The 21305-nt window shown below is 63.5% G+C and carries 24 protein-coding genes; 5 read left to right on the top strand and 19 right to left on the bottom strand.

Annotated elements, in window-relative coordinates; translation table 11 throughout:
• Window positions 1–515 (top strand): transposase (locus P1T08_03005; protein MDF1595060.1); only part of this gene is annotated, 515 nt, incomplete at its 5' end.
• 53 nt (window positions 516–568) lie between these two features.
• Here the strand turns inward: P1T08_03005 and P1T08_03000 are convergent.
• Window positions 569–1354: a FadR/GntR family transcriptional regulator gene (locus tag P1T08_03000; GenBank protein ID MDF1595059.1), complete on the bottom strand. Its 786-nt coding sequence runs from the start codon at window positions 1352–1354 to the stop codon at window positions 569–571.
• Between the two features lie 128 nt (window positions 1355–1482).
• Between P1T08_03000 and P1T08_02995 the strand changes: the two genes are divergently transcribed.
• Both P1T08_02995 and P1T08_02990 read left to right on the top strand, forming a co-directional pair.
• On the top strand, window positions 1483–2664 hold the full coding sequence (locus P1T08_02995) for an MFS transporter (protein MDF1595058.1): 1182 nt from the start codon (window positions 1483–1485) through the stop codon (window positions 2662–2664).
• An 18-nt stretch (window positions 2665–2682) separates the two neighbouring features.
• A complete protein-coding gene (locus P1T08_02990; GenBank protein MDF1595057.1) occupies window positions 2683–4503 on the top strand; it encodes an aldehyde ferredoxin oxidoreductase C-terminal domain-containing protein in 1821 nt (606 codons plus the stop codon).
• Between the two features lie 65 nt (window positions 4504–4568).
• Here the strand turns inward: P1T08_02990 and P1T08_02985 are convergent, their stop codons facing one another.
• The 3 genes from P1T08_02985 to P1T08_02975 all read right to left on the bottom strand — a co-directional run bounded on the left by P1T08_02985 (window position 4569) and on the right by P1T08_02975 (window position 8151).
• On the bottom strand, window positions 4569–5696 hold the full coding sequence (locus P1T08_02985) for a trypsin-like peptidase domain-containing protein (GenBank protein ID MDF1595056.1): 1128 nt from the start codon (window positions 5694–5696) through the stop codon (window positions 4569–4571).
• 95 nt (window positions 5697–5791) lie between these two features.
• Window positions 5792–6445: an alpha/beta hydrolase gene (locus tag P1T08_02980; protein ID MDF1595055.1), complete on the bottom strand. Its 654-nt coding sequence runs from the start codon at window positions 6443–6445 to the stop codon at window positions 5792–5794.
• Window positions 6442–8151, bottom strand: coding sequence for an AMP-binding protein (locus P1T08_02975; GenBank protein ID MDF1595054.1), 1710 nt, complete (start codon window positions 8149–8151; stop codon window positions 6442–6444). Before P1T08_02975 ends, P1T08_02980 begins: the two co-directional genes overlap by 4 nt.
• Window positions 8152–8253: 102 nt before the next feature.
• Here P1T08_02975 and pgl point away from each other — a divergent pair, with 102 nt between their 5' ends.
• On the top strand, window positions 8254–8934 hold the full coding sequence (pgl, locus tag P1T08_02970) for a 6-phosphogluconolactonase (protein ID MDF1595053.1): 681 nt from the start codon (window positions 8254–8256) through the stop codon (window positions 8932–8934).
• A gap of 4 nt (window positions 8935–8938) precedes the next feature.
• On the opposite strand, the gene P1T08_02965 is transcribed toward pgl, so the two are convergent.
• Complete coding sequence (locus P1T08_02965; GenBank protein ID MDF1595052.1) at window positions 8939–9874, bottom strand: TIGR03621 family F420-dependent LLM class oxidoreductase; 936 nt, start codon at window positions 9872–9874, stop codon at window positions 8939–8941.
• A 79-nt stretch (window positions 9875–9953) separates the two neighbouring features.
• On the opposite strand from P1T08_02965, the gene P1T08_02960 reads away from it, so the two are divergent.
• On the top strand, window positions 9954–10853 hold the full coding sequence (locus P1T08_02960; protein ID MDF1595051.1) for an alpha/beta hydrolase: 900 nt from the start codon (window positions 9954–9956) through the stop codon (window positions 10851–10853).
• An 87-nt stretch (window positions 10854–10940) separates the two neighbouring features.
• Here P1T08_02960 and P1T08_02955 read toward each other — a convergent pair whose 3' ends face one another.
• The 14 genes from P1T08_02955 to P1T08_02890 form a co-directional block, all read right to left on the bottom strand.
• Entirely contained in the window at window positions 10941–11846 is a 906-nt protein-coding gene (locus P1T08_02955; GenBank protein ID MDF1595050.1) for a DNA-3-methyladenine glycosylase 2 family protein, read from the bottom strand.
• Window positions 11836–12966, bottom strand: coding sequence for a carboxylate-amine ligase (locus P1T08_02950; GenBank protein MDF1595049.1), 1131 nt, complete (start codon window positions 12964–12966; stop codon window positions 11836–11838). Before P1T08_02950 ends, P1T08_02955 begins: the two co-directional genes overlap by 11 nt.
• A 53-nt stretch (window positions 12967–13019) precedes the next feature.
• Entirely contained in the window at window positions 13020–14354 is a 1335-nt protein-coding gene (locus tag P1T08_02945) for an MFS transporter (protein ID MDF1595048.1), read from the bottom strand.
• Window positions 14355–14415: 61 nt separating this feature from the next.
• On the bottom strand, window positions 14416–15078 hold the full coding sequence (locus tag P1T08_02940; protein MDF1595047.1) for an inorganic pyrophosphatase: 663 nt from the start codon (window positions 15076–15078) through the stop codon (window positions 14416–14418).
• Window positions 15075–15344, bottom strand: a complete 270-nt coding sequence (locus P1T08_02935; protein MDF1595046.1) for a EutN/CcmL family microcompartment protein — start codon at window positions 15342–15344, stop codon at window positions 15075–15077. Before P1T08_02935 ends, P1T08_02940 begins: the two co-directional genes overlap by 4 nt.
• Before the next feature lie 70 nt (window positions 15345–15414).
• Window positions 15415–15690 (bottom strand): EutN/CcmL family microcompartment protein, encoded by a 276-nt coding sequence (locus tag P1T08_02930; GenBank protein MDF1595045.1) that lies wholly within the window; start codon window positions 15688–15690, stop codon window positions 15415–15417.
• Window positions 15691–15865: 175 nt separating this feature from the next.
• Entirely contained in the window at window positions 15866–16456 is a 591-nt protein-coding gene (locus P1T08_02925) for a BMC domain-containing protein (GenBank protein MDF1595044.1), read from the bottom strand.
• Window positions 16456–17919, bottom strand: coding sequence for an aldehyde dehydrogenase EutE (locus P1T08_02920; protein MDF1595043.1), 1464 nt, complete (start codon window positions 17917–17919; stop codon window positions 16456–16458). Before P1T08_02920 ends, P1T08_02925 begins: the two co-directional genes overlap by 1 nt.
• A 3-nt stretch (window positions 17920–17922) precedes the next feature.
• The gene (locus tag P1T08_02915) at window positions 17923–18210 is read right to left on the bottom strand and encodes a EutN/CcmL family microcompartment protein (protein MDF1595042.1); all 288 of its coding nucleotides are present in this window, start codon (window positions 18208–18210) and stop codon (window positions 17923–17925) included.
• A gap of 11 nt (window positions 18211–18221) precedes the next feature.
• Complete coding sequence (locus P1T08_02910) at window positions 18222–18518, bottom strand: BMC domain-containing protein (protein ID MDF1595041.1); 297 nt, start codon at window positions 18516–18518, stop codon at window positions 18222–18224.
• An 18-nt stretch (window positions 18519–18536) separates the two neighbouring features.
• Window positions 18537–19160: a hypothetical protein gene (locus tag P1T08_02905; protein ID MDF1595040.1), complete on the bottom strand. Its 624-nt coding sequence runs from the start codon at window positions 19158–19160 to the stop codon at window positions 18537–18539.
• The gene (gene deoC, locus P1T08_02900) at window positions 19147–19872 is read right to left on the bottom strand and encodes a deoxyribose-phosphate aldolase (protein MDF1595039.1); all 726 of its coding nucleotides are present in this window, start codon (window positions 19870–19872) and stop codon (window positions 19147–19149) included. The genes P1T08_02905 and deoC overlap by 14 nt, the downstream gene beginning before the upstream one ends.
• 122 nt (window positions 19873–19994) lie before the next feature.
• On the bottom strand, window positions 19995–20552 hold the full coding sequence (gene rpiB / locus P1T08_02895) for a ribose 5-phosphate isomerase B (GenBank protein MDF1595038.1): 558 nt from the start codon (window positions 20550–20552) through the stop codon (window positions 19995–19997).
• 50 nt (window positions 20553–20602) lie between these two features.
• Window positions 20603–21241 (bottom strand): hypothetical protein, encoded by a 639-nt coding sequence (locus P1T08_02890; GenBank protein MDF1595037.1) that lies wholly within the window; start codon window positions 21239–21241, stop codon window positions 20603–20605.
• Window positions 21242–21305: the final 64 nt, after the last annotated feature.

Genomic DNA, 21305 nt, shown 5'->3' with positions numbered 1-21305 from the left:
CGTCATTCTCCCAGGTCAGAAGGCATTTTCTATGTCAATCCCAACCGTCAGACACCGATCAGACCGGTGGATCCAGGTTTAGACAGCACCCGGACGCCGACATCTACCTCTCCATCCCAGGACTCGGTGATGTGCTCGGCGCCCGGGCGCTCGGCGAATTCGGAGACGATCCGAACCGTTATGCCGACGCCAAGTCTCGCAAAAACTATGCGGGAACGTCGCCCATAACGGTCGCTTCAGGCAAGAAAAAGGCGGTGTTCGCCCGTCATGTCAGAAACCGGCGGCTCTACGACGCCATCGACCAATGGGCCTTCTGCTCACTACAAGCGAGTCCCGGATGTCGCCAATTCTACGACCAGCGGCGAGAAGCCGGAGACCTCCACCACCAGGCGCTACGAGCATTAGGCAACCGCCTCGTCGGCATCCTCCACGGCTGCCTCAAACACCAGACCCTCTACAACGAAAACACCGCCTGGGCCCACCGCCAGACAACACGAGACAAAGCCGCCGCTTGACAAGATACAACCCTGGGGTGTCTAGCCCCTTCGGGCCAGACACCAATCCTTGATCATGTGTTTGAGGACCAATCCAGAATATCGATAATGGACCCGGCGGTTTCACGGTCACCGACCAGATACTCCCCCGCCGCCGCGAGGTGGTGCCGCCACAGCGCTTCGGCTTGTTGTGGGTCGTGGGCCTCAATAGCTTCAACGATGCGGGCGTGAGCCCGCATCCCCTGTCGCGTCGCGTTGATGCTCGTCGGTGTCGCATGATCACGACCGAACATTGACCAGTTCGCCCGGTCAACGATGTACCTCAACATCCAGGACATCAGCCGCAGGGTCTCGTTCCCTGCCAACTCGACAACCAGCGTGTGGAACTCGGTCTGGATACGGATGAGCGCGTCTAGATCATCGACCGCATTATCGGCCCGTGCCACATGGTCCTTCAACGCCTCGAGTTGCTCAACACTATGTTCCGTCGCGAGCATCACCACGCAGGCCGGTTCGAGCACCAGCAAAGCGTCGTGCACGTCCTTGACAGTCGTACCCCGATACTCCAGGACCAACCCCGCATACCTCGCCGCTCCCTCCCCATCTGGCACGTGCACACGAGCCCCACCGCGGGCCCCTCGCCGGATAGTCACCAACCCCTCGGATTCCAGCACGCGAAACGCCTCACGTAACGTCGGACGTGACACCCCAAACTGCTCCATCAACGTAGCTTCCGAAGGCAAAGCATCACCCTCGACCAGTTCACCACGGACAATCCGGCGACGGAGCTTGGACGCGATCAACTCTGCCATCTTCGGCACCCGAACCTGATCACTGGCCTGCATTTGTGCGTCCTTCATTGCCAACTCAACCTTCTGAATCTCGCGACTCCCCATGGAAAACAACATCAATAGGTTAGACGATAACAAGGCCAACGCCTCTGGCCGGCGCTACCCTCCATGAGACTACCGCAGGAAGGCGAGTTCCCATGCGAAGACCGATCTTCTTGAGTCTGGCAATAACTGTGGTATGCGCTTTCCCCGTCTTCCTGCTGGGAGCACTAAGCATCCAGATGCGGGGGGACCTCGGCTTCAGCCTGACGATGCTCGGATTGTTCATAGCGGTATTCAGGGGGAGCGGCGCACTCGTGGCGGTACCGCTTGGGCGACTAGCCGACAGAATCGGCCCGGCTTCCTCGATGCGGATCGCCGCTCTGATCGCTGCGGTTGCAGCTGCCGGGACCGCCGGCCTCGCTCGGAGCCCGGTCACGCTCGTCGTGTTCCTGATCGTCGCCGGCACCGCCAACGCCCTCGGCCAGGCGAGCGCCAATCTCACCCTCGCTCGCGGAGTAGAAGACGGAAAGCAAGGGATGGCCTTTGGACTGAAGCAGTCAGCGCTACCCATCGGCGCGCTCCTAGCCGGATTGACGGTGCCGCTTCTGGCAGTGACTGTCGGCTGGAGATGGGCGTTCGCCCTGGCCGCCGTGGCTGCTTCGGCGGTAGCGATAGCAGCTCAGAGCGATCACTCGAAGACGCCTACCATCGATCGCTCGAACCGCCGTGGAACAACCGGCTCTACACGCCTGGGGCTCCTCACGACAGGCATGCTGTTCGCCATGGCTGCAGCCACCAGTCTGCCGGCCTTCACGGTCGAAGCAGCAGCATCGAGCGGCCTCCGGGAAGGGCTGGCAGGGCTGCTACTAACAGCTGGAAGCCTGTGCGCGGTCGCCGTTCGTTTGACCGCCGGTTCGCTCGCCGATCGACGGGGAGGTCGTCATCTCCAGGTTGTATCGAGGATGATCGCCGCTGGAGTCATCGGCTTTTTGCTCCTCAGCCTTGACACAGTATGGGCGCTGATTCTCGGCACCTTTATTGCGTTCGGCCTCGGCTGGGGATTCAACGGCGTGTTCTGGTTCGCTGTTGTGAGGCTCAACGATGAAGCTCCCGGACGAGCCAGCGCAACTGTCATGGTGGGAGGAATGATTGGAGGCCTTGTTGGACCAATAACCTTCGGATGGCTAGCCGACACATTCGGATACCCAACCAGTTGGAGAGTAGCGGCGCTCTGGGCCGCCATAGGGGCCGCCACGATCCACCTTGCTCGACGCCAGATCCTGGCGGACAGTCGCGTTGTAGCGGGCACAACCTCGACCGAAATTGAGTTCGGATGATTCGGCAGAGAGGCAGAAATGGAAGACACCGCGTTGAAACCTGCTAACGAGCTTCAGTTCAATCGATACCACATCGACCTGACCGACCGGTCAGTGAGATTCGAGCGCGTGTCATGCGATGACTTGGAGGACGCTCTCGGTGGAGTAGCTCGTGCAACCAAGCTCCTGCACGACACCGTCATCGATGACGCCTATGCGGCTTCTGCACCCCTTGTGATGAACCTCGGGCTTCTGACCGGCACGCGAGTGATGACTGGTCTCCGGACCTACTTCCACGGCTACTCCCCTCTCAAGTCCTCCAAGGTGGGGGCCCCGGGGTTGATGTGGAGCGCAGGGAGCGGCCACCTCGGCACGAAGCTGCGTGGACTTGACATCGATGAGGTCGTGTTCACCGGACGGTGCAGCAACCCAACGATGATCAGTTTTTCCGTTGCCGTTGATCCGGCGGCAGGAACGCTCGGGCCAGCAGATATCGAGTTTCTCGATGCCGAAGCTCTTGTCGGCATGCAGGTGAATCCGAAGATCCAGGAGTTGCATAGGCGATACCCGGACGCGCATTTTGCGGTGATCGGACCGGCTGGCGAGAACTACAACAACGTGCGATACGCTTCTATCGCCTTATCGACCGATAATCAACTGAAAAGCGGTGATTCGAAGCCGCGATTCTGTGGCCGGGGAGGGTTCGGAGGCGTGATGGGCTCCAAGAATCTCCAGGCCATCGTTGTCGACGGCCCCAATCCCGCAGCGTCGGGCAGAGGACTCAAAGACGTCAACAGGGAGATCAACCTTGGTGACGGTAGCCGGATGTTCCGCGAGATAGGCACCTGGCGAATGATGGCTACGCAGCACGATATTGGAGGCCTACCTCAGCTGAATTTCAATCCTCCTCTCGACGATCGGGCCATTGCGCTCCAGCGACCGACGTTCGAGAAGGGTCCGTACGTCGTCAAGTCGGAGAGCTGCTACCTGTGCGGCATCAAATGCCACAAGAACGTCTACGACGAAACACCCGACGGCGAAGCCGGCGAATTCCGAGTCAAGCTCGACTACGAGCCCCTGGCTCTACTAACCACCAACCTCGGCATCTACGACCCCGACCAGGCCCTCGACATCGTGCGCCTGTGTGACGAGTTTTGCATGGATTCGATTTCGCTTGGCGTCACGCTCGGGTACGCGATGGAATGGAACCGCAGACATCCAACGGATCCAATCGCCGGCGGATTGTCCTATGGAGACTTCCACGACATTCTCGGCGCGATCACCGCCATCGGGGAAGGCAGGCTTCCGGAACTTGGGCAGGGGTCGTTGCGTCTGGCCGCCCGGATGGGCGATTCAAGCTTCGCCATGCAGTCAAAAGGTGTTGAATACCCCGCCTACATGCCACACTCGAATCCCGGCTACCCGTGGGCACTGGCCGGTGGTCATATGTCGATGAGAACCTTCCTCCTCCTCAACGTCGAGAGAGAAACTGGCGTCGATTACTGGGTAGACGCCATTACCAGGCGTGGGCCACAAACCATCCTCTCAGACTTCGACGGGCTCTGTAAGTTCGCCGGAGTCAGCTACGAGGTGCATGCTGAGGCGCTGCGTCTTGCTTCCGGATTAGACGTGACCGCGGAGAACCTCGAAGCGGTGGTCGATCGAACTTTCGTGCGCGGCTACGCCAACGAACGGACACGTGGGTATGGAAAGGAAGACTACGTCCTTCCGGCTGCTGCCCACGGGACTCTCAAGTCGAGCACCCTCCCCTACTTCAACACACCTGAGTTCTTCAAGGACCTTCAGGAACGAGTGATGGAGAAACTCGACCAGCGGGCCGCCGACGCAGGCTTCATGTGAGCCACAAAGTTCTTGCGCGAGTTCGGAGCTCTAGCGAACCAACACGGCTGCGAAGACGGAAGCTTTCAGAGCGTGCCGAGGGTGGCGGTCACTTCCACCACGGCCCCGCCGCGCTGGATTTCTAGCATCACCGCGTCACCGGCGCCCCGGCGTCGAAGTGCAGAGATCAACTCGTCCATCGTGTCGATATTGACGCCTTCGACAGCTGTGATCACATCACCGAGCTGAAGACCCGCCGCGCTGGCACCCGACCCGGGCTCGATCGCCTCAACCCGGACACCCGTCGGGCGAGACCCGCCATCGCTGGTGTCGACGAAGTCCGTCACTCCGTTGATGCCGAGTAGCCCGTTGGCGACGACGCCGTCATCGAGGAGGTCGGCGACGATCCGCTGCACGACTTCGATCGGCGTGGCGAATCCTATCCCTTCGATGCCGACCGAGCTCACTCCGACCGCCGTGGTGATTCCGATGAGGCGGCCTTGATCGTCTACCAACGCTCCACCGCTGGAACCTTGCGTGATCGGAGCGTCGGTTTGCAGCATGCCGTAGAGAATCGTGGTCGCTGAGGTTTGCACCTCACGACCGAACGCCGACAGGACGCCAACGGTGAGCGACGGCCCGCCCTGCAGTCCGAGCGGGCTGCCGATGGCGACGGCGGGTTCACCTACCCGCATCCCATCGGTTGAACCGAACTCAACCGCCGTCAGGTCGCCGGCCTCGATGCGGAGCACCGCCAGATCTGTGAGAGGGTCGGTCCCGACCAGGGTGGCATCGTAGATCCGGCCGTCCGAGAGGATGACACGGATCGAAGCGGCGTTGCCTGCAACGTGATCGTTGGTAACGATGTAGCCGGCCTGGTCGATGATCACACCCGACCCGGATCCCTGGGCGACAACTCCGCTCGGCGTATTGACCTCGATCTCAACGGTGACAACGGCCGGAACGACGGATTCAGCAACCTCAGCCGGCGAGAACTCCCCGTCCATGATCGCCAGCACCGGCATCGCTGCGGTTGCCGGCCTTTCGACGGCTACCACCGGCTCATCGGGAATATAGAGCGTCCCGAGACCGTAGGCGCCGCCGAGAGTCAGGGTGGCGCCGAGGATCGCGGCGAGCAACAGCCGGCCGAACCCGTGCGATCGTTCGGGTGGGCGCCGGGAAGGCGATTCGAAATCGACGGCGTAGTAGTCCATGGTGTTCCCCTCTGTATCTCCAAGGAATCATGAGGCTTCGACCTAGGACGGGGGTGAACAAACGCTGAGAAAGCGGTGAGATTTCCCCGGGGTCGTCAGGCGAGCCTGCGCAACCAGTCGGCGGCTGCCTCGATCGCGTCGGAAAGGGCGTCAGCGTTCGTTCGCCCCGACGCCTTCCGCACCCGGAGCGAGTGATCGGCATCCTCGATCTCAACCGTCGTGAACGCCGGCAGCGGCCGCACCCACCGGTTGTAGAGGTCCATAGTCGCCAGTGCGTCGCGGGTCCCGACGATGGACAGTACCGGGACGGTGATGTCGGGCAAGTGATCCTTGCGGAGCTTCTCAGGACGACCGGCGGGATGGAGCGGATATGAAAACAAGATCAGTCCGGCCGCCGGCTCCCCTCCGGCGACGAGCATCGATGCGATCCGTCCGCCCATCGAGCGGCCGGCCAGCACCATCTCAGGATCTACTTCAGCGCGACACCAGGCGGCGGCCGCCGCGTGACAGGCGAGCAACCGGGACGGTGAGTCCGGGCTCTTCCTACCTGCCTCGGTGTAGGGGTAGTTGAACGTGACCACCGGAAACCCGGAAGAAGCGAGACCGTCTCTGAGCGCAACCATCATCGGATGGTCCTGATTGGTCCCGGCGCCGTGCGCCAGCAGGACGCCCGGCGTGCCGGGGTCGCCGGCGGGCTCGAAGCGCCCCGTGACCGAGCCGCCCTCCCATGGAATCGTGACGGTCCTCACAGCGCCGAATCGGTTTCTTCCCCGACTGCGAAGACGCCCGAGTGGTCGCCTCGCAGCGGGGCCTTGAGAACCTTGCCGGCCGGGTTCCTCGGCAGGGGTTTCGTTTGGAACTCCCAGAACGCCGGCACTTTGAAGTCGGCGAGTTGCGAGGCTGCGAACGCCCTGAGATCGTCTGCGGACGGCGACATGCCAGCCGCCACCACAACGATGGCTTTGAGTTCCTCACCGAGGTCCTCATGAGGGACGCCGACCACCGCTACTTCGGCGACGGCGGGATGTGCTTCGAGGACCGACTCGACCTCGACGCAGTAGATGTTCTCTCCGCCCCGGATGACCATGTCCTTGGCCCGGTCGGTGATGTAGACGAAGCCTTCATCGTCGACATAGCCGACGTCGCCGGTCCGGAACCATCCGTCGACGAAGGAGCGGGCGTTCTCCTCCGGGCGTTCCCAGTAACCGGGAATGACGTTCGGGCCCCTCAGCCAGATCTCGCCCGTCGAGCCCACCGGGAGCGGAGTGCCGTCGAATTCAGCGATTTTGACCTCGTTGACGGGGGACGCCTGGCCAACGGATGATGGGTGCTCCTGATAGTCGAGGCCACCCGTGGCGGTGGCGATGGCCGAGGTTTCGGTGAGCCCGTAGGCCGTCGAGACCTTCCGGCGAAGATTAGGGAAGGCGCCGTTGATCTTCTCGAGGAGGGCGGCAGACGCCGGCGCGCCTCCGTACCCGATGGTCGTGACGCTGGAGAGATCGAAACGCTCATGCACGCCGCCGTCGATCAACCGGGCCATGATCGTGGGAACCCCACCGATGGCCGTCACCCGTTCGCGTTCGATCACCGCCGCTGCCGCGTCTGCCTCGAACTTGCCCGGCGGGAGAAACACGAGCTTGTGGCCTCCAAACATGAACGGAACCATGTAGGTGAAGTTGGCGGTGGCATGGAACAGGGGGATGATGCAGAGGTAGGAAGCCTTTTCTCCGCCCGGTGTTTCGCCGGCGGCGATCGTCTGAGCACGGTTGAGCACTCCAAAATTCATCAGATTCGTGATGATGTTGTGATGAGTGTTCGCCGATCCCTTCGGTTTCCCGGTGGTACCGGACGTGTAGAAGAGCCCGGCCAGTTCGTCTTCCCCCCGTGCCTCCGCGAAGTCGAGCGGGGCCGGCTCACCGGCGGCCAGGTCGTCGAAGGAAACGGTGGCGTCCGGCCGGTCGCCCGGTCCCCATACCGCAATGCGGGCGGGCAGGAAGCCCGCCTCGACGGCTACCGCAGCCCGGCGGGCGTCGCACAACACGATGGTCGTTCCCGAGTCCTCGATCCCGAACTCGAGCTCGGCCGCCTTCCACCAGGCGTTGAACGGAACGACCACTCCCTGGGCGGCGACCACGGCCCAGTAGGCCACCACCCAGTCGGGTGCGTTGGCCCCAACGACGGCGACTCGATCGCCCGGTTCGATGCCGAATCGATCGTGCAACGCACCGGCGACGGTGAGCGCCCGGGTGATGGCATCGGCGAACGTGTAGCGCTCCTCACCCTGGACCAGGTACTCCAGGTCGCCGTTGGCCATGCCGATGGCCAGGAGATCGCGCAGATTGCGGGGCCGGTTCTTGTACACGCGCATCGGATGGCCGTGAACAACGGCCTCCTCCGTCTCGAACAGCTGGCCGGGACCGGTGAGTTCTTCGAGTATCGGTTCAACGTGCGCCATTCCGCCGAGCATAGGTTGCACATGACCAACCAGACTGTTTTCGCGCGGGATTTCCACCGCCGGTGGTGCGATCCCCGCGCGAAAACGGGTTTAGGGTGCGTCATGCGCATCGTTGTTGCCCGGGACCCGGCCGACCTGGCCGGGCAGGCCGCCGCCCGCATCGCCGGGCTCATCGCCTCGTCCGGACGTGAGCGTGTCTCGCTCGGGCTCGCCGGCGGTTCCACGCCGAGAGGCACCTATGAACGGCTGCGTGATCAAGCGGACATCGACTGGACCAGGGTCGACGCCTGGCTCAGCGACGAACGGTGGGTACCTCCCGATCACGAGGATTCCAACGGTTTGACGGCGCGGACGGCCCTGCTCGATCACGTTTCGGCGGCCTTCTTCGCGATTCCGTGGGGGGAGGGACGGCCGCCGCAAGCCGCCGCCGAGGAGTACGCGGCGACACTCACGCGCATTCTCGGAGCTGCACCGGACATCGTGCTCCTCGGTATGGGAGACGACGGTCACACCGCTTCGCTGTTCCCGGGCACGGCCGCCCTGGCAGAAACGGAACGCGACTACGTCGCCAACCTCGTGCCCGGCAGGGGATGGCGGCTGACTGCCACCCTCCCGCTGTTGCACCGGACCCGCCACCTCATCTTCCTCGTTGCCGGACGGGACAAAGCTTCAGTCCTGGCCAGGGTGATGGACGGTGAACCATTGCCGTCCAGGCTCGTCGCCGAAGGAGCAGAGGACGTCACCTGGCTGGTGGACGAAGCTGCCGCATCAGCGCTCGAGTAACCGCTCAGGTTCCGGCCAACCGCTCTACGACCGCGTCGAAGCCCTCCGACCTACCGGCAAACACCGTGACATACGACACACCGAGTTCTTCCCTGACCCGCTCGAGCCCCTCGGTGATCTCGTCGACCGTTCCGAAGAGGAGGAACGGACTGTCGAGAAGATCGGATGGATCGACCGCCAGTCCGTCTCCGCCCCATTCACCGGCCAGCGCCTCGGCGGCGGCGCGCCGATCATCGGTCACCAGTGCCCTCTGGACGAGCACATTGAGTTCGAGATCGACGAATCGATCCGCGGCGCCGGCCCGGACGTGCTCGATCCGATCGGCCAGCCCCGCCGTGGTGAAGTGAGACGCATCGGGGCCCCCTGCTCCACTCGTGAATCCCGTGAAGGCAACAATATCGGCCATCCGCGCCGCGGTGGTGAGCAGGCGGTCTCCGTTTCCACCGATCATGATCGGGAGGCCGGCCCCCTGCGGAGGAATCGGCTCCAGCTTCTCGGTGTGGACTGAGTAGTGATCGCCTTCAAACCCGACCGCTTCGCCGCCGAACAGTTTCCTCAGCACCGTCACCGCCTCGGCCAGCCGTTCGATCCGGATCCCCGGCCGATCGAACGAGATGCCCGCCGCCTCGTACTCGGGCACATTCCAACCTGCTCCCAGACCCAACTGGAGCCTGCCGTCGGAAAACAGATCCAGAGTGGCTGCACTCCTGGCCAGCAACAAAGGGTTGTAGAAGTCGTTGTTGATGACGTACGTGCCGAGCCTCAGCGAGGTCGACACATCGGCCGCCAGTTGGAGCGCAACGAAAGGGTCCAGTGCGCCGAGGTGGTCAGCCACCTGCAGGACGTCGTAGCCCACTGATTCGGCATGCCGGACGTGCTCTTCCCAGTCGGTCCGTCCTTCGGCAACGGTGCGGCTCAACCCGAAGCGGAATGGTCTCATTGCTCCTCGTCTCTTCGTTCGACGATCAGCCTACGCCCGGGCTCGCAGCACAACGCTCGACCTGCCATACACTCCTTGCGTGCTCCGCTCCTTACTCACCCTCCTTTTCGCCGTTATGTTGACCGCCGCCTGCGCCGGCAACGAGGCGACCTCCCGTTCTCCGTCGACCTCTGCCGTCGTGGAGGCGCCAACGCTACCCATCGCCACCATCGCACCGGCGGGGGGGACCATCGAGACCGACGAGCGGGTTCCGTTCACCGATTTGCTGGTGCTGGATGTGCTCAGACCTGCCGGTGACGAGCTGCTCCCCGTGGTCGTTCTCGTCCACGGTGGTGGTTGGGTGGGAGGCGAACGCTCCGATTTGGCAGGTCTCGCCGCGCTGATCGCCGGCGAGGGAGCCGTCGTGTACAACATCTCCTACCGGACGATCGCTCTCGGCGGTTCCTACCCCGGCACCTTCGAAGACATCTCGTGTGGAGTGCGCTTCGCACGGGACGCCGCCGACTCGTACCGAGGTGACCCGGGCCGGATCGCTCTGGTCGGCTACTCCGCCGGAGCGCACCTCGGCGCGGTTGTCGCCCTGGCGGGGGACGAATTCGAGGGAGATTGTCTAGCCGACGGGGGCTCGAGTCTTCCGGACGCGTTCGTGGGCGTCGCCGGACCGTACGACTCCGACCAGTTCTCACCGCTGCTCATCCCGTTCTTCGGTGGCGCTCCGGCCGAAGTCCCCGACACCTGGGCGGACGGCAATCCGTACACCTATGTCGATCGGCGCCCGGACCTCCGGATGCGCCTGCTGCAAGGAACCGCCGACCGAACGGTCCCACAGCAGTCCACCCTGGACTTCCACGAAGCACTCACCGGGGCGGGTCACGAGGTGCAGCTGACCATGGTGGAGGGAGCAGGCCACAATGAGATGGTGGACCCGGACGGATACGGGTCACTCGTCGCCGCAGCAGCACTCGAGTTGCTGCGCTGATTCCCGGCGCCGGAGGCGGGAACTGGCGCCTTCCCAACTCACCAGACCACCTCGCCGGGCAGCTCTATTCGGGGACCAACCTGGTCCTCAACTACCCTCGAAGCTGCGGATCGGGCTGCGCGGGCCGTACTTGGGTGCATGGATCCCGGCCTGCTTGAGCAGCCGGATCACCCTCCCCCGGTGGCCGCGATAGGGTTCGAGCAGCTCGAGCATGCGGGCGTCATCTGCCCGAGGCTCGCTCGCCAGCGCCCAGGCGACGGTATTCGGCAGGTGGAAGTCGCCAACCGGAACTGCGTCTGCATCACCAAGCGCCGCCGCCATCACGAAGGCGGCCGTCCACGGTCCGATTCCCTCGAAGGCCATCAACCGTTGCACCGCCTCATCGCGATTCATCGTCACGATCTCCTCGAGTCGCCCGATGCGAGCCGCAACGCTGCGGATGATGTCCGCCCGCTTCCGTTCGATGCCCAGCGGGTGATACTCGAAGTAGGGAAGCTCGGCGAGCACCTCCGCCGAGGGCGCAAGCCGCAGATCACGGGGTCCAGGAGCCGGCTCGCCGTGCACCTCGACAAGCCGCCGGTAGCCGCTATGCGATTCCTTGGTAGTCACCTTCTGTCCGAGGATCGTTGGAACCAGCACCTCGAATACCGACCGCGTCGCCCCAAACCGCACTCCGCCTGCCCGCACGTGGAGGTCGCGCAACCGCGGGTGATCCGGCCGGAAGGTGGTCGGATCATCGGAGAAGCCCAGCAGGTCGGGGACATGTGCCAACGCCCAATCGGCTCCTTCCCCCCAGGCCTCAGCATCGACGGCCCTCTCGCCTATTACGACGTGAAGGGTGACTGATCCCACCGGCGTTCGCGAAGCCCGCCATACCTCGCCCCGGTCGACCAGGCCGATGGATTGCGACGGTCCGAGCAGCGGACCGACCGTGCGGATCAGGTCGAGCGGGCCGGGGAGTTCGAATCGCCGGCGAAGCGGCTCAGACTCCATCGATCGTTTCTCGCATCAGCATGTCAACCACCGATTTGAGGGCCTCGTGCGGTTCGGCGCCGCCTTCCACAGCAGCCACGTAGGTGGCCAGCTGCCGGTCGGCGCTCGTTCCTTCTCTGGCAATCGTGGCCAGATGCTGCAGCTCTGCGGTCGTCCCGGTCTCTTCCGCTTCCCGCCACAGAATCTCGATGAGTTCGTCAGCCAGTTGCGCGTAGGGGACCAACTCGCCCCGCCCGTAGTCCATGAGCGACCCGTGCACCCCGTAGCGCTGTGCACGCCACGTATTCTCCGCCACGAGCATGTTGGCGTAGGTGCGCCAGCGCTGGTTCTTTCGCCGGCGGCGGTAGAGCATGCGGAGCAAGAGAACGAAGAGCGTGGCGATGGTCACTCCGTCGTCGATGCGGGTGCAGATGTCGGCGATGCGCATCTCGATGGTCGGATACCTGGCGCTGGGCCGGACATCCCACCACAGTCGGGTGGCGTCCTGCATGATGCCGGCTTCGACCAGCACGTTGACATGGCGCTGATACTCGCCCCAGCTCGAGAAGTGCTCCGGCAGGCCGGTGCGGGGTAACGATTTGAACACGGTCATGCGGTAGCTCTTGAGGCCGGTGTCGTTGCCGTGCCAGAAGGGTGACGATGTGCTGGCCGCCAGGATGTGCGGAAGGAAGTACGTGACCTGATTCATCAGGTCGATGCGCAGGTCATCGTCTTCAACACCGACGTGCACGTGCATCCCGCAGATAACGAGACGCCGGACGACGGACTGCATGTCACGTTCGAGCTCGAGGTAACGGTCCTTGTCGGTTGGCAGTTGCTCCCCCCAGCGGGCAAAGGGATGCGTACTGGCGGCGATCAGGCCCATGCCGTGGGTCCCGGCCACCTCGGCCACGTTCTGCCGGAGGCGACCGAGATCGGCGCGTGCTTCCTGGATGGTTGAACACACTTTGGTGCCCACTTCGATCTGTGAGCGCAAGAATTCAGGACCTACCTGATCCTGGAGGAGGTTCTGGCTGTCGACCATTACATCGGCGGGCGGATCCCGCACGAGATCCCTCGTCTCCAGATCGACGAGGAGGTACTCCTCTTCGATCCCCATGGTGAAGCTCGGCTCGGGAATAGGCACATCGGCTCCGTCGATCGGCGTTCTGCCACGTTACCTACTGCGCACCGTCATGCGCCGAACTGACGAGCTTTCCCGACGGTTCCGCCGATCATGTCCGGGAGTTCGAATTCGAGGTTGCGAATGTGCGGTCGTCCGTACGCGGCAAAGGCCACGAGCACCGTGCCGATCCCCATCAACACGAAGAGGAACCCGATCCCTCGGCCCGGCCCGGTCCCGATGATGGCTCCGACCGAATCCGCCAGCGCCCCACCCTCGGCTAATGCCGGCTCGAATACGTTGTCGGCCAGCGGTCCTGCCAGGAGATATGAGATGGGAGCGGCGAACTGCGCAAGCAGCCTTCGTACGGAGAAGACCCTGCCCTGCATATCGGGTGCCACCTTGGTGTGCCACAGCGCCTGGGACGTGCCGTTGACGATGGCAACCGTCGCCATGAGCGTGAAAGCCGATCCGGCGATCCACAGGACCGACGCTCTCACGCCCGTGATCGAGACGGCGACCCCGGAGATCGCCATGAAGCCGAGCATGCCGGGCACGCGGCGCTTCGGCCCACCCCACACACTCATCACGACAGACCCCACCAGCATGCCGATGCCGGCGATCGACATGATCCCGCCCGCCGCGGCTTCGTTCGAGAAACTGAGGAGCAGTGGCAGAAACAGGACGTTGGCGAAACCGAGAATGAAGTTGAGCAAGGCCGCCATGAGCAGGAACCCGAACAAACCGGGTCGTTCACGGATGTAGCTCCATCCGCGCCCGAATCCGCGCAGGAGCGGTTCCCCCTCGTCTTCGTCGGAGGTTCGTTCCGGACGCGGGATCCGCACCAACGACAGCGTGCCTACGGCCACGATGAACGTGGCCATATCGACGAGCAAGACCGCGCCGATCCCGGCCGTGAGGACGAGAACACCGGCCAACGCCGGGGCGGTGATGGTCCCGATGGCCGGACCGAGCTGGATCATTCCGTTGGCTCGACCGATGTGTTCTTTCGGAACCATCAGAGGTACCGAGGCGAGATAGGCAGGCTCCTGGAAGGCGTTTGCCATCGACCCGACGGCTGCGATCGGATAGATGTGCCACACCTCGAGGTTGCCGGTGAAGTACAAGGCGGCCGCGGCCATCGTGGCCAGGCCGGCTGCTGAGTCCGCCAGCAGCATGACGATCCTCCGGTCCATCCGATCGACCAGTGGTCCGGCGAATGGCGTTATCGCCATACCGGGAACGCTGGCCGCCAGCGTCAGGACGGCCAGCAGGGTGACGCTATCGGTCTCGACATACACCCAGATGGCCAGCCCGAATCCGGTCAGAGTTGAACCGGTGACCGAGATGAGTTGCCCGATCCAGACGATCAAAAACGTCCGGAACCCGCTTCGTTGGTTGCTCATCTGCCTCTTTCACCATTCTGACATCGAAATAATGTCAGAATGGTGTCATCATGTCAAGGGCTCAGCTGAGCTCGCCGAGCAAACCCTGTATGTCGCCGTACGATTCTGCATAGTCCGCCATGCTGCGCTCGATCACCTCGTGCGCTTCTTCGCGGCCGTACACGTGGGTGATCTCCGTTTTGCGCGTGCCGGGTCCCGGAGCCTGCTTGTAGGTCAGGAAGTAGTGCTTGAGACGGTCGATGAGCGCCGGCGGACACTCGTAGATGTCCTTCATGTGCCCGTATATGGCGTCGCCCCTCATGACGGCGATGATCTTGTCGTCGGCCTCTTCGCCGTCGATCATCCGCAATCCGCCGATCGGTACGACGGGCAACAGGATGTCGCCGTGTGTGATCGACTTCTCGGCCAGAACGCAGACATCGAGGGGATCGCCATCACCCACGATGCCGGTGCGCGAGGCGCGCTCCATGCACAACTCGGCGATCCGTTCTCCACAGTACGTCTGTGGAATCAACCCGTACAACGTCGGATAGACATTCGAGAACTGCTGCGGCCGGTCGACCTTGAGAATGCCGGTCTCCTTGTCCAGTTCGTATTTGACGGTGTCGGAAGGGACGATCTCGATATAGGCGGTGACGGTCGCAGGAGCCCCCGCGCCGATCGGAACACCGTGCCACGGATGAGAACGTAGCAATCTGGAGTAGAGCTGCGGATTAATGCTCACGACGCCTCCACTTCATCCACCACACCTACGACAATCGCCCGAATCGGCGCCACCTTCTCGCCCATGATTTGCCGGGCGCTCGTACCCTCATCGAGGATGAGGACCGTTTCGCCCGCCCCGGCATCGACCACGTCGACGGCGATGACGTAGCCGCCCGTCGGCTCACCGGTCGGGTCGACGTAGTCGCAGAGCAGGAGCCGTTGCCCATCGAAGATCGGTGCGCTGATCGTGGAGACGACCGTGCCGACCACTCTGGCGATCTTCATGCGGACTCCCCTTCGGGGTACCCGAACCTTGTACGGCGCAACCCGCGACCCGCGACTCGCGACTCGAGATTCATGAGCCCTCCAGGGTCACGTCATCAACGATGCCGACAATCGCGTGGTCCACCGGCACGAATGGTTCCGGCATGGCCTGGGCAGCCTCGCGCGAATCGACGATATAGACGAGTTCGCCGGGTCCGGTCATCGCTACCCCGTCGGCGGCTACCACTGCCCTGCCGGTCGGCTCGAGTTCCTTCGTCAGCGGCTGCACGATGAGAAACTTCACCCCTTCGAGGTTCGGGGTCTTTTCGGTAGCCACCACCGTCCCGATGACACGGCCTAACTGCATGAACCCCCCCGACGGGTATCTTGTTCCGCGGACGGTGTTTGCCGGTTGGCCCCCCTACCTCCGCCTCCGCTTCGCTCCGGCGCAGGTACCTTCCCCCCTCCGGGGGGACCGACCCAGTTGCGACCTCCCGGCGACTCGAAGCGTCGCACAGAACCGCTGCAGATCGCACCCCGGCTCACTGGGTTCCACCTCGCATCCGCGGGCGGAATCGACCGTCGGCTACCAGGTTCTCGTCCATCTCGGCATGGATCTGGGCAATCACCCGCCGGGCGACGAGCTGATCGGGCACCCGATCGGAGCCGATCTCGACGGCCGCTTCGACCTCGGCGACCGGGCCGTCGAACAGGAGGTATCCCTTGCCGCCCAATCCATCTGCCATGCGGATCTCCCGCAACGTGACCCTCGCTCCCTTCACGCCGGCGTCTGCAGCTTCGATGATGGCCGCCACGGTCGTCGTCTCAATGACACCAAGCGCTTCACCATCACCGGCGTGGCGAAACCCGGCCAGCGCCGCCACCACGTCATCGTGCACATCACGCAGCACCATCTCGTCGATCAGGTGCTCGGACCCCACGAGGCGGCCTGCCTCGAGCGCCTCTTCGACATCGGCCACCCGGCCACCAACCAGCACCAGGTACTTCCCGGGATGAACCGTCCCGGCTTTGATCACATCGAGCGGTGCCCGTTTGATCATGGCGTCGCCGGTTTCGATGCCGATTGCAATCGAGTCGAACTCGAGGAGAGCGACGGCCGGCTGCATGGGCATTAGACAATCCTCAGGGCACCGACCACGGTGACCCGGCGCTCCCGCGAGAAGGTACGCGGGCGGGTGAGGCCATCACCGGTCGGACTGGCGATCGAGAACGACGAATACCCCTCGCCTCCCTCGCCGAGGCCGGCATAAAACGGTCCGTTGGCCACGAAGATCGAGCAGTTCATCGCCTTGGCCATGCGCGTGATGGTTTCGACGTTGGTCGAGTGGATGCCGGCGGTGTGCCGGAAACCGTGCTCGACCTCGACGGCGAGGTCGATGGCCACGTCAACGTTCGGAACCCGGACCACCGGGAAGACCGGCATCATCTGCTCCGTCCAAACCAGACTGTGCTGGCGAGGTACATCGGCGACGATCAGGCGGACATCGTCGGCAACCTGCACGCCGATTTGGGCCAGGATCTCGGAGGCGTTCTTGCCGATCCACTGCGGGTTGATGACGCCGGGTTTGTTCGGCTGGCCGAGTTCCCGAAAGATGACTCGCTCGAGTCGCTGGAGTTCATGCTGCTTGAGCAGGTACGCCCCGCTGTTCGCCATGGCCCGCAGGAGGCGGTCGGCGACTGAGTCGACCACGATCGCTTCCTTCTCGTCAACACAGATGATGTTGTTGTCAAACGATGCACCGGCCACGATGGCGGCAGCTGCCCGGTCGATATCGGCGGTCTCATCGACCACCGCCGGCGGATTTCCCGGCCCGGCCGCCACCGCCCGCTTGGACGTCTGCTGCGCCTCGCGCACCACACCCGGACCACCGGTGACGAGGAGGACCGGTACGTCGGGATGGTGCATCAACGCTTTGGCAGAGTCGATCGTTGGATCGGGGATGGCCGTGATCAGATCCGGCGGGCCGCCGGCTGCCTCGATCGCCCGGTTGAGCAAGCGGATGTTCTCGGCTGAGACCCGCTTGGCGTTCGGATGAACATTGAAGACGGCGGCGTTGCCGGCGGATACGATGGCTATGGCGTTGTTGATGATCGTCGACGTTGGATTCGTGGTCGGCGTGATGGCGCCGACCAACCCGAACGGCGCCCATTCGATCACTGCCATGCCTCGATCGCCGCTGATAGCTACCGGTTCGAGATCCTCGGGACCTGGTGTCTTGAGTGCAACGACCCTGTTCTTGCGGATCTTGTCCTCATACCTCCCCAGCCCGGTCTCGGTATGGGCCAGCAAGGCGAGTTGCTCTGCATGCTCGAGCATGGATTTCCGCATGGACGCCACGATCGCTTTGCGGGTCTCGAGGCCCATGGCCGCATAAGCTCGGTGGGCTCGACCGGCGGCGGCCACCGCTTCGTCGATGGTCCGGTAGATGCCGTCGCCTAACTCAGCTTCCGAGGCTGCCAGCTCCGCCTGAGCACGCAGCGTCGATGCCGGACGGTCCGATGAGGAAACCTCGCCGAGCCTCCGATCGACCCGGTCGATGATCGCCCGGATCTCTTCGCTGGTGAGACGGCTCATGGATTACTTGTGGTAGCGCTCATCACCGCCGACCTCCCAGGTGTCGACAATCGCCATGACCACCGCGTCACACGGCCGTTCGTGTGTGAACTCGGTCTGCCTTGCCGAGCTGCCGGTTGCATAGAGAACGACCTCCCCGACGCCGGCCCCGACCGCATCGGCGGCTACCACGTAGCCGCCGGTTTCTGTGTTGTCGACGTCGAGTTGGCTGAGCACGAGGAACTTGAGCCCCGATAAGCGCGGCTCTTTCCGGCTGGCGACGAGGGTGCCAGATACACGTCCGAGGAGCATGCGCTCCCTCCTTACTCCTTGCCTGCCTCGTCGGCACGGCCGAGCGGGAGCACGAGATCGATGTTGGTGTGCGGACGGGCGATGACATGGCTTGCGACCACTTCACCGACACGCTCGGCGCCGCGTACGCCTGCCTCTACGGCCGCCTTCACGGCTGCGACATCACCGCGGACGACGGCGGTCACGTAGCCGCCTCCCGTCTCCTCATAGGAGACCAGTTCCACTTTGGCTGCCTTCACCATCGCGTCGGCAGCTTCGACCATTGCTGCGAAGCTTCTCGCTTCGATCATTCCAAGGGCGTCGGCCATTGGCTCTCCTCCTCGTCGTTATTGCTCGCGGCCTTCCAAACCTTCCAAAGCGGCAACGGCCGCCCTCCAACCCACGTCGATGTCCGCTTCCTCTCCACCGAGGTAGACCCGGCCCATCGACCCGAATGCCCGCACCTCCAGCACGTTGATCTTGGAGGCTTTCTCGGCCTCGTTGGCGGCCAGCGCCGCGTAGGCGGCCGGCTCACACTCGAGCACGTAGAGCGTCTGCCCCGGGATGATCATGTTCCCATGTCGCATCCGGTTGATCAGTTGCGCCTGATGATCGTCGATTCGGCGAACGATCTGACTCGAGAGAATTTTCGGCTTCAGGCGATCCGACTCGGCCAGGCCGATCGCATCGAGGATCGCAGCCCCCGCCCCCCGGGCCTCCGCCTGCTCAGGCGAGTGGATCTCGAGAAGTCCGTAGTAACGCTCGACGATCTGCATGCCGGGCTTGACCTGATTCGACTTCAAGGCGATGTCGGTGACACGGTTGATCTCGATTCCAGGCGCGATCTCGACGAACAGTGATGCATCGTATGCGAGCGGCAAGAACCCCTGGGCAGTCGTGCCGATGAACGCCGCGTACTGCGGTTGAAGGCTGTCTAGAAAGACGAAGGACCGCAGGTCAATATTGCTCACTCGATGTTCCTCCCGTGACGATTGAGATACCGGCCGAAGCGCCGATTCGAGTGGCGCCGGCCGCGATCATCTCTTCGGCATCTGCCCGGTTGCGGACACCGCCAGACGCTTTGACTCCCATGTCCGGTCCAACCGTCTCACGCATGAGCAGCACGTCATGGACCGTTGCTCCCCCACCGGCGTATCCGGTGGATGTCTTGACGTAATCGGCCTTGGCTTCCTTGGCCAGGTGAGAGGCCATGACTTTCTCCTCGTCCTGGAGGAGGCTGGTCTCGATGATCACCTTGTTGATGGCCCCGACCTCGTGGCACGCATCCGAGACCCGGGCGATGTCCTCTCGAACTTCATCGAATTGACCCGATTTGAGGGCTCCGATGTTGATCACCATGTCGATCTCACGGGCGCCGTCCCGCAGCACTCTGCGGGTTTCCATGGCCTTGATGTCCGGGGTGGTCGCTCCGAACGGGAACCCGACGACCGAGGCGACCCGGACATCGGTGCCGCGCAGGTTGGTGGCCGCCCGCTTCACCCAGGCCGGGTTCACGCACACGGCGGCAAATCCGTAGTCCATGGCTTCTCTACAGAGCAGGTCGATGTCATCGGCTGTGGCATCGGGTTTGAGCAGCGTGTGATCGATGAACTTGGCGAGGTCGAGGGGAACCTCCGCGCCGTTTCCCCGGTAACTGACCCGCCCGGCCCCATTGGCGACGATCTTCCGCACCTTGTCGGGGCTGTGGGCGGCGCAGGCACCTTCGCAGTCGGCATCAGGGTCGGTGGAACCAGACAGCGCAGCCAGCACTTCTGCGGTCACCGCCTCAATGAGTTCTTCGCGATTCATGTTTCATCTCTCACATAGCGCTGCTCGTATTCCATCATCTTGGTGATGCGGGCAGCATGCCGGCCGGGTGCCCACGGCGTGGCGAGCCATTCCTGTGTGATCTGCCACGCTAGCCCGTCGCCGATCAATCCCGCTCCAAGCGTGAGGATGTTGGCATGATTGTGTTCCCGACTGTTGCGGGCGCTCGAAAGGTCGTAACAGAGAGCTGCACGCACTCCGGGGACCTTGTTGGCCACTATGGCAGACCCGATGCCGGCGCCGTCAATGATGACACCGTAGGTTGCCTCGCCGTCCGCCACCTTGCGGGCCACCTTGTGGGCGATGTCCGGATAATCCACCGGATCTGCGGAATCCGTACCGCAGTCGATCACCTCGTAGCCGGCCTCCTTCAGCCGAAACCCGATCCGTTCCTTGAGCGGATATCCACCATGATCGGCTCCGACAGCAATCACGGGGTGCTCTGCCTGCTCCCCGCCGGGTGGCGTGGCGTCGTCCGGGACGAGGCCTTCGACGACGCGTCGAACGACCTTACGAATCTCTGCTTCATCTGGCATGTAGGGGGAATCCTAGGGACCCGACGCCGCGTTGCACGACAACGGGGCGGTCAGCCCTGGTCGAACCCGGTTGGGGCACATAGCCCCGGTTCGGCCACCCAGTCGGAATTGGCGTCTGAGGCCACCTTCACGGGGTCGTGATCTTCAGGCAAGAGGCAGTACAGGAACGGGTTGCCGGTGTAATCGGGGTTCTCTGATTGCCCGCCCAACCATATCTCGCAGTATCCGTCGGCCGTCGCCGAAGTCACCACGAATGCCGACCAATCGTTGCCGCCGGCCGTCCAGATGACCCCCTCGCACCCGTCCGGTTCAATGGTGTAGGGGTCGGAGACCACGTGGACCGCTTTCTTCTCAGCCGCCTCGAAGATGGTGAGCAACGGCACGGCCGGGAACGGGACGAGGGGTCGGGTCGGGGTGGTGGTAGTGGTGGAGGTCGTCGTCGAAGTCGACGTCGTTGTGGTGACCATCGTGGCGCTGCTGTGCTGGGCAACCCGCAGCACGCCGGATCCGGCCGTGGCGTCCCTCGGAATGACCCCCGGTCTCGTCGTCACGGTCACATCGAGCACCTCGAGGCGTTCGGTCGTGGTGGTGGCGGGCGCTCCCTCGGATTCGACGGTTTCGCAGGCGGAAGCAACCAGTGCAACCAGCACCGCCGCCACGACCAGCCTCATCGCCTGTGACCGTTTCACCACTCTGAGTCTATCTAACTCATGGCGAGTTTGATAGGGGAACACGAACTAGTTCCAGCTTCTG

Source organism: Acidimicrobiia bacterium (genome assembly GCA_029210695.1).
In the GTDB taxonomy this organism is placed as follows: Bacteria; Actinomycetota; Acidimicrobiia; order Spongiisociales; family JAHEDJ01; genus JAHEDJ01.
The sequence above is the reverse complement of the archived record's forward strand: the minus strand, read 5'-3'. Positions and strand labels throughout refer to the sequence as shown.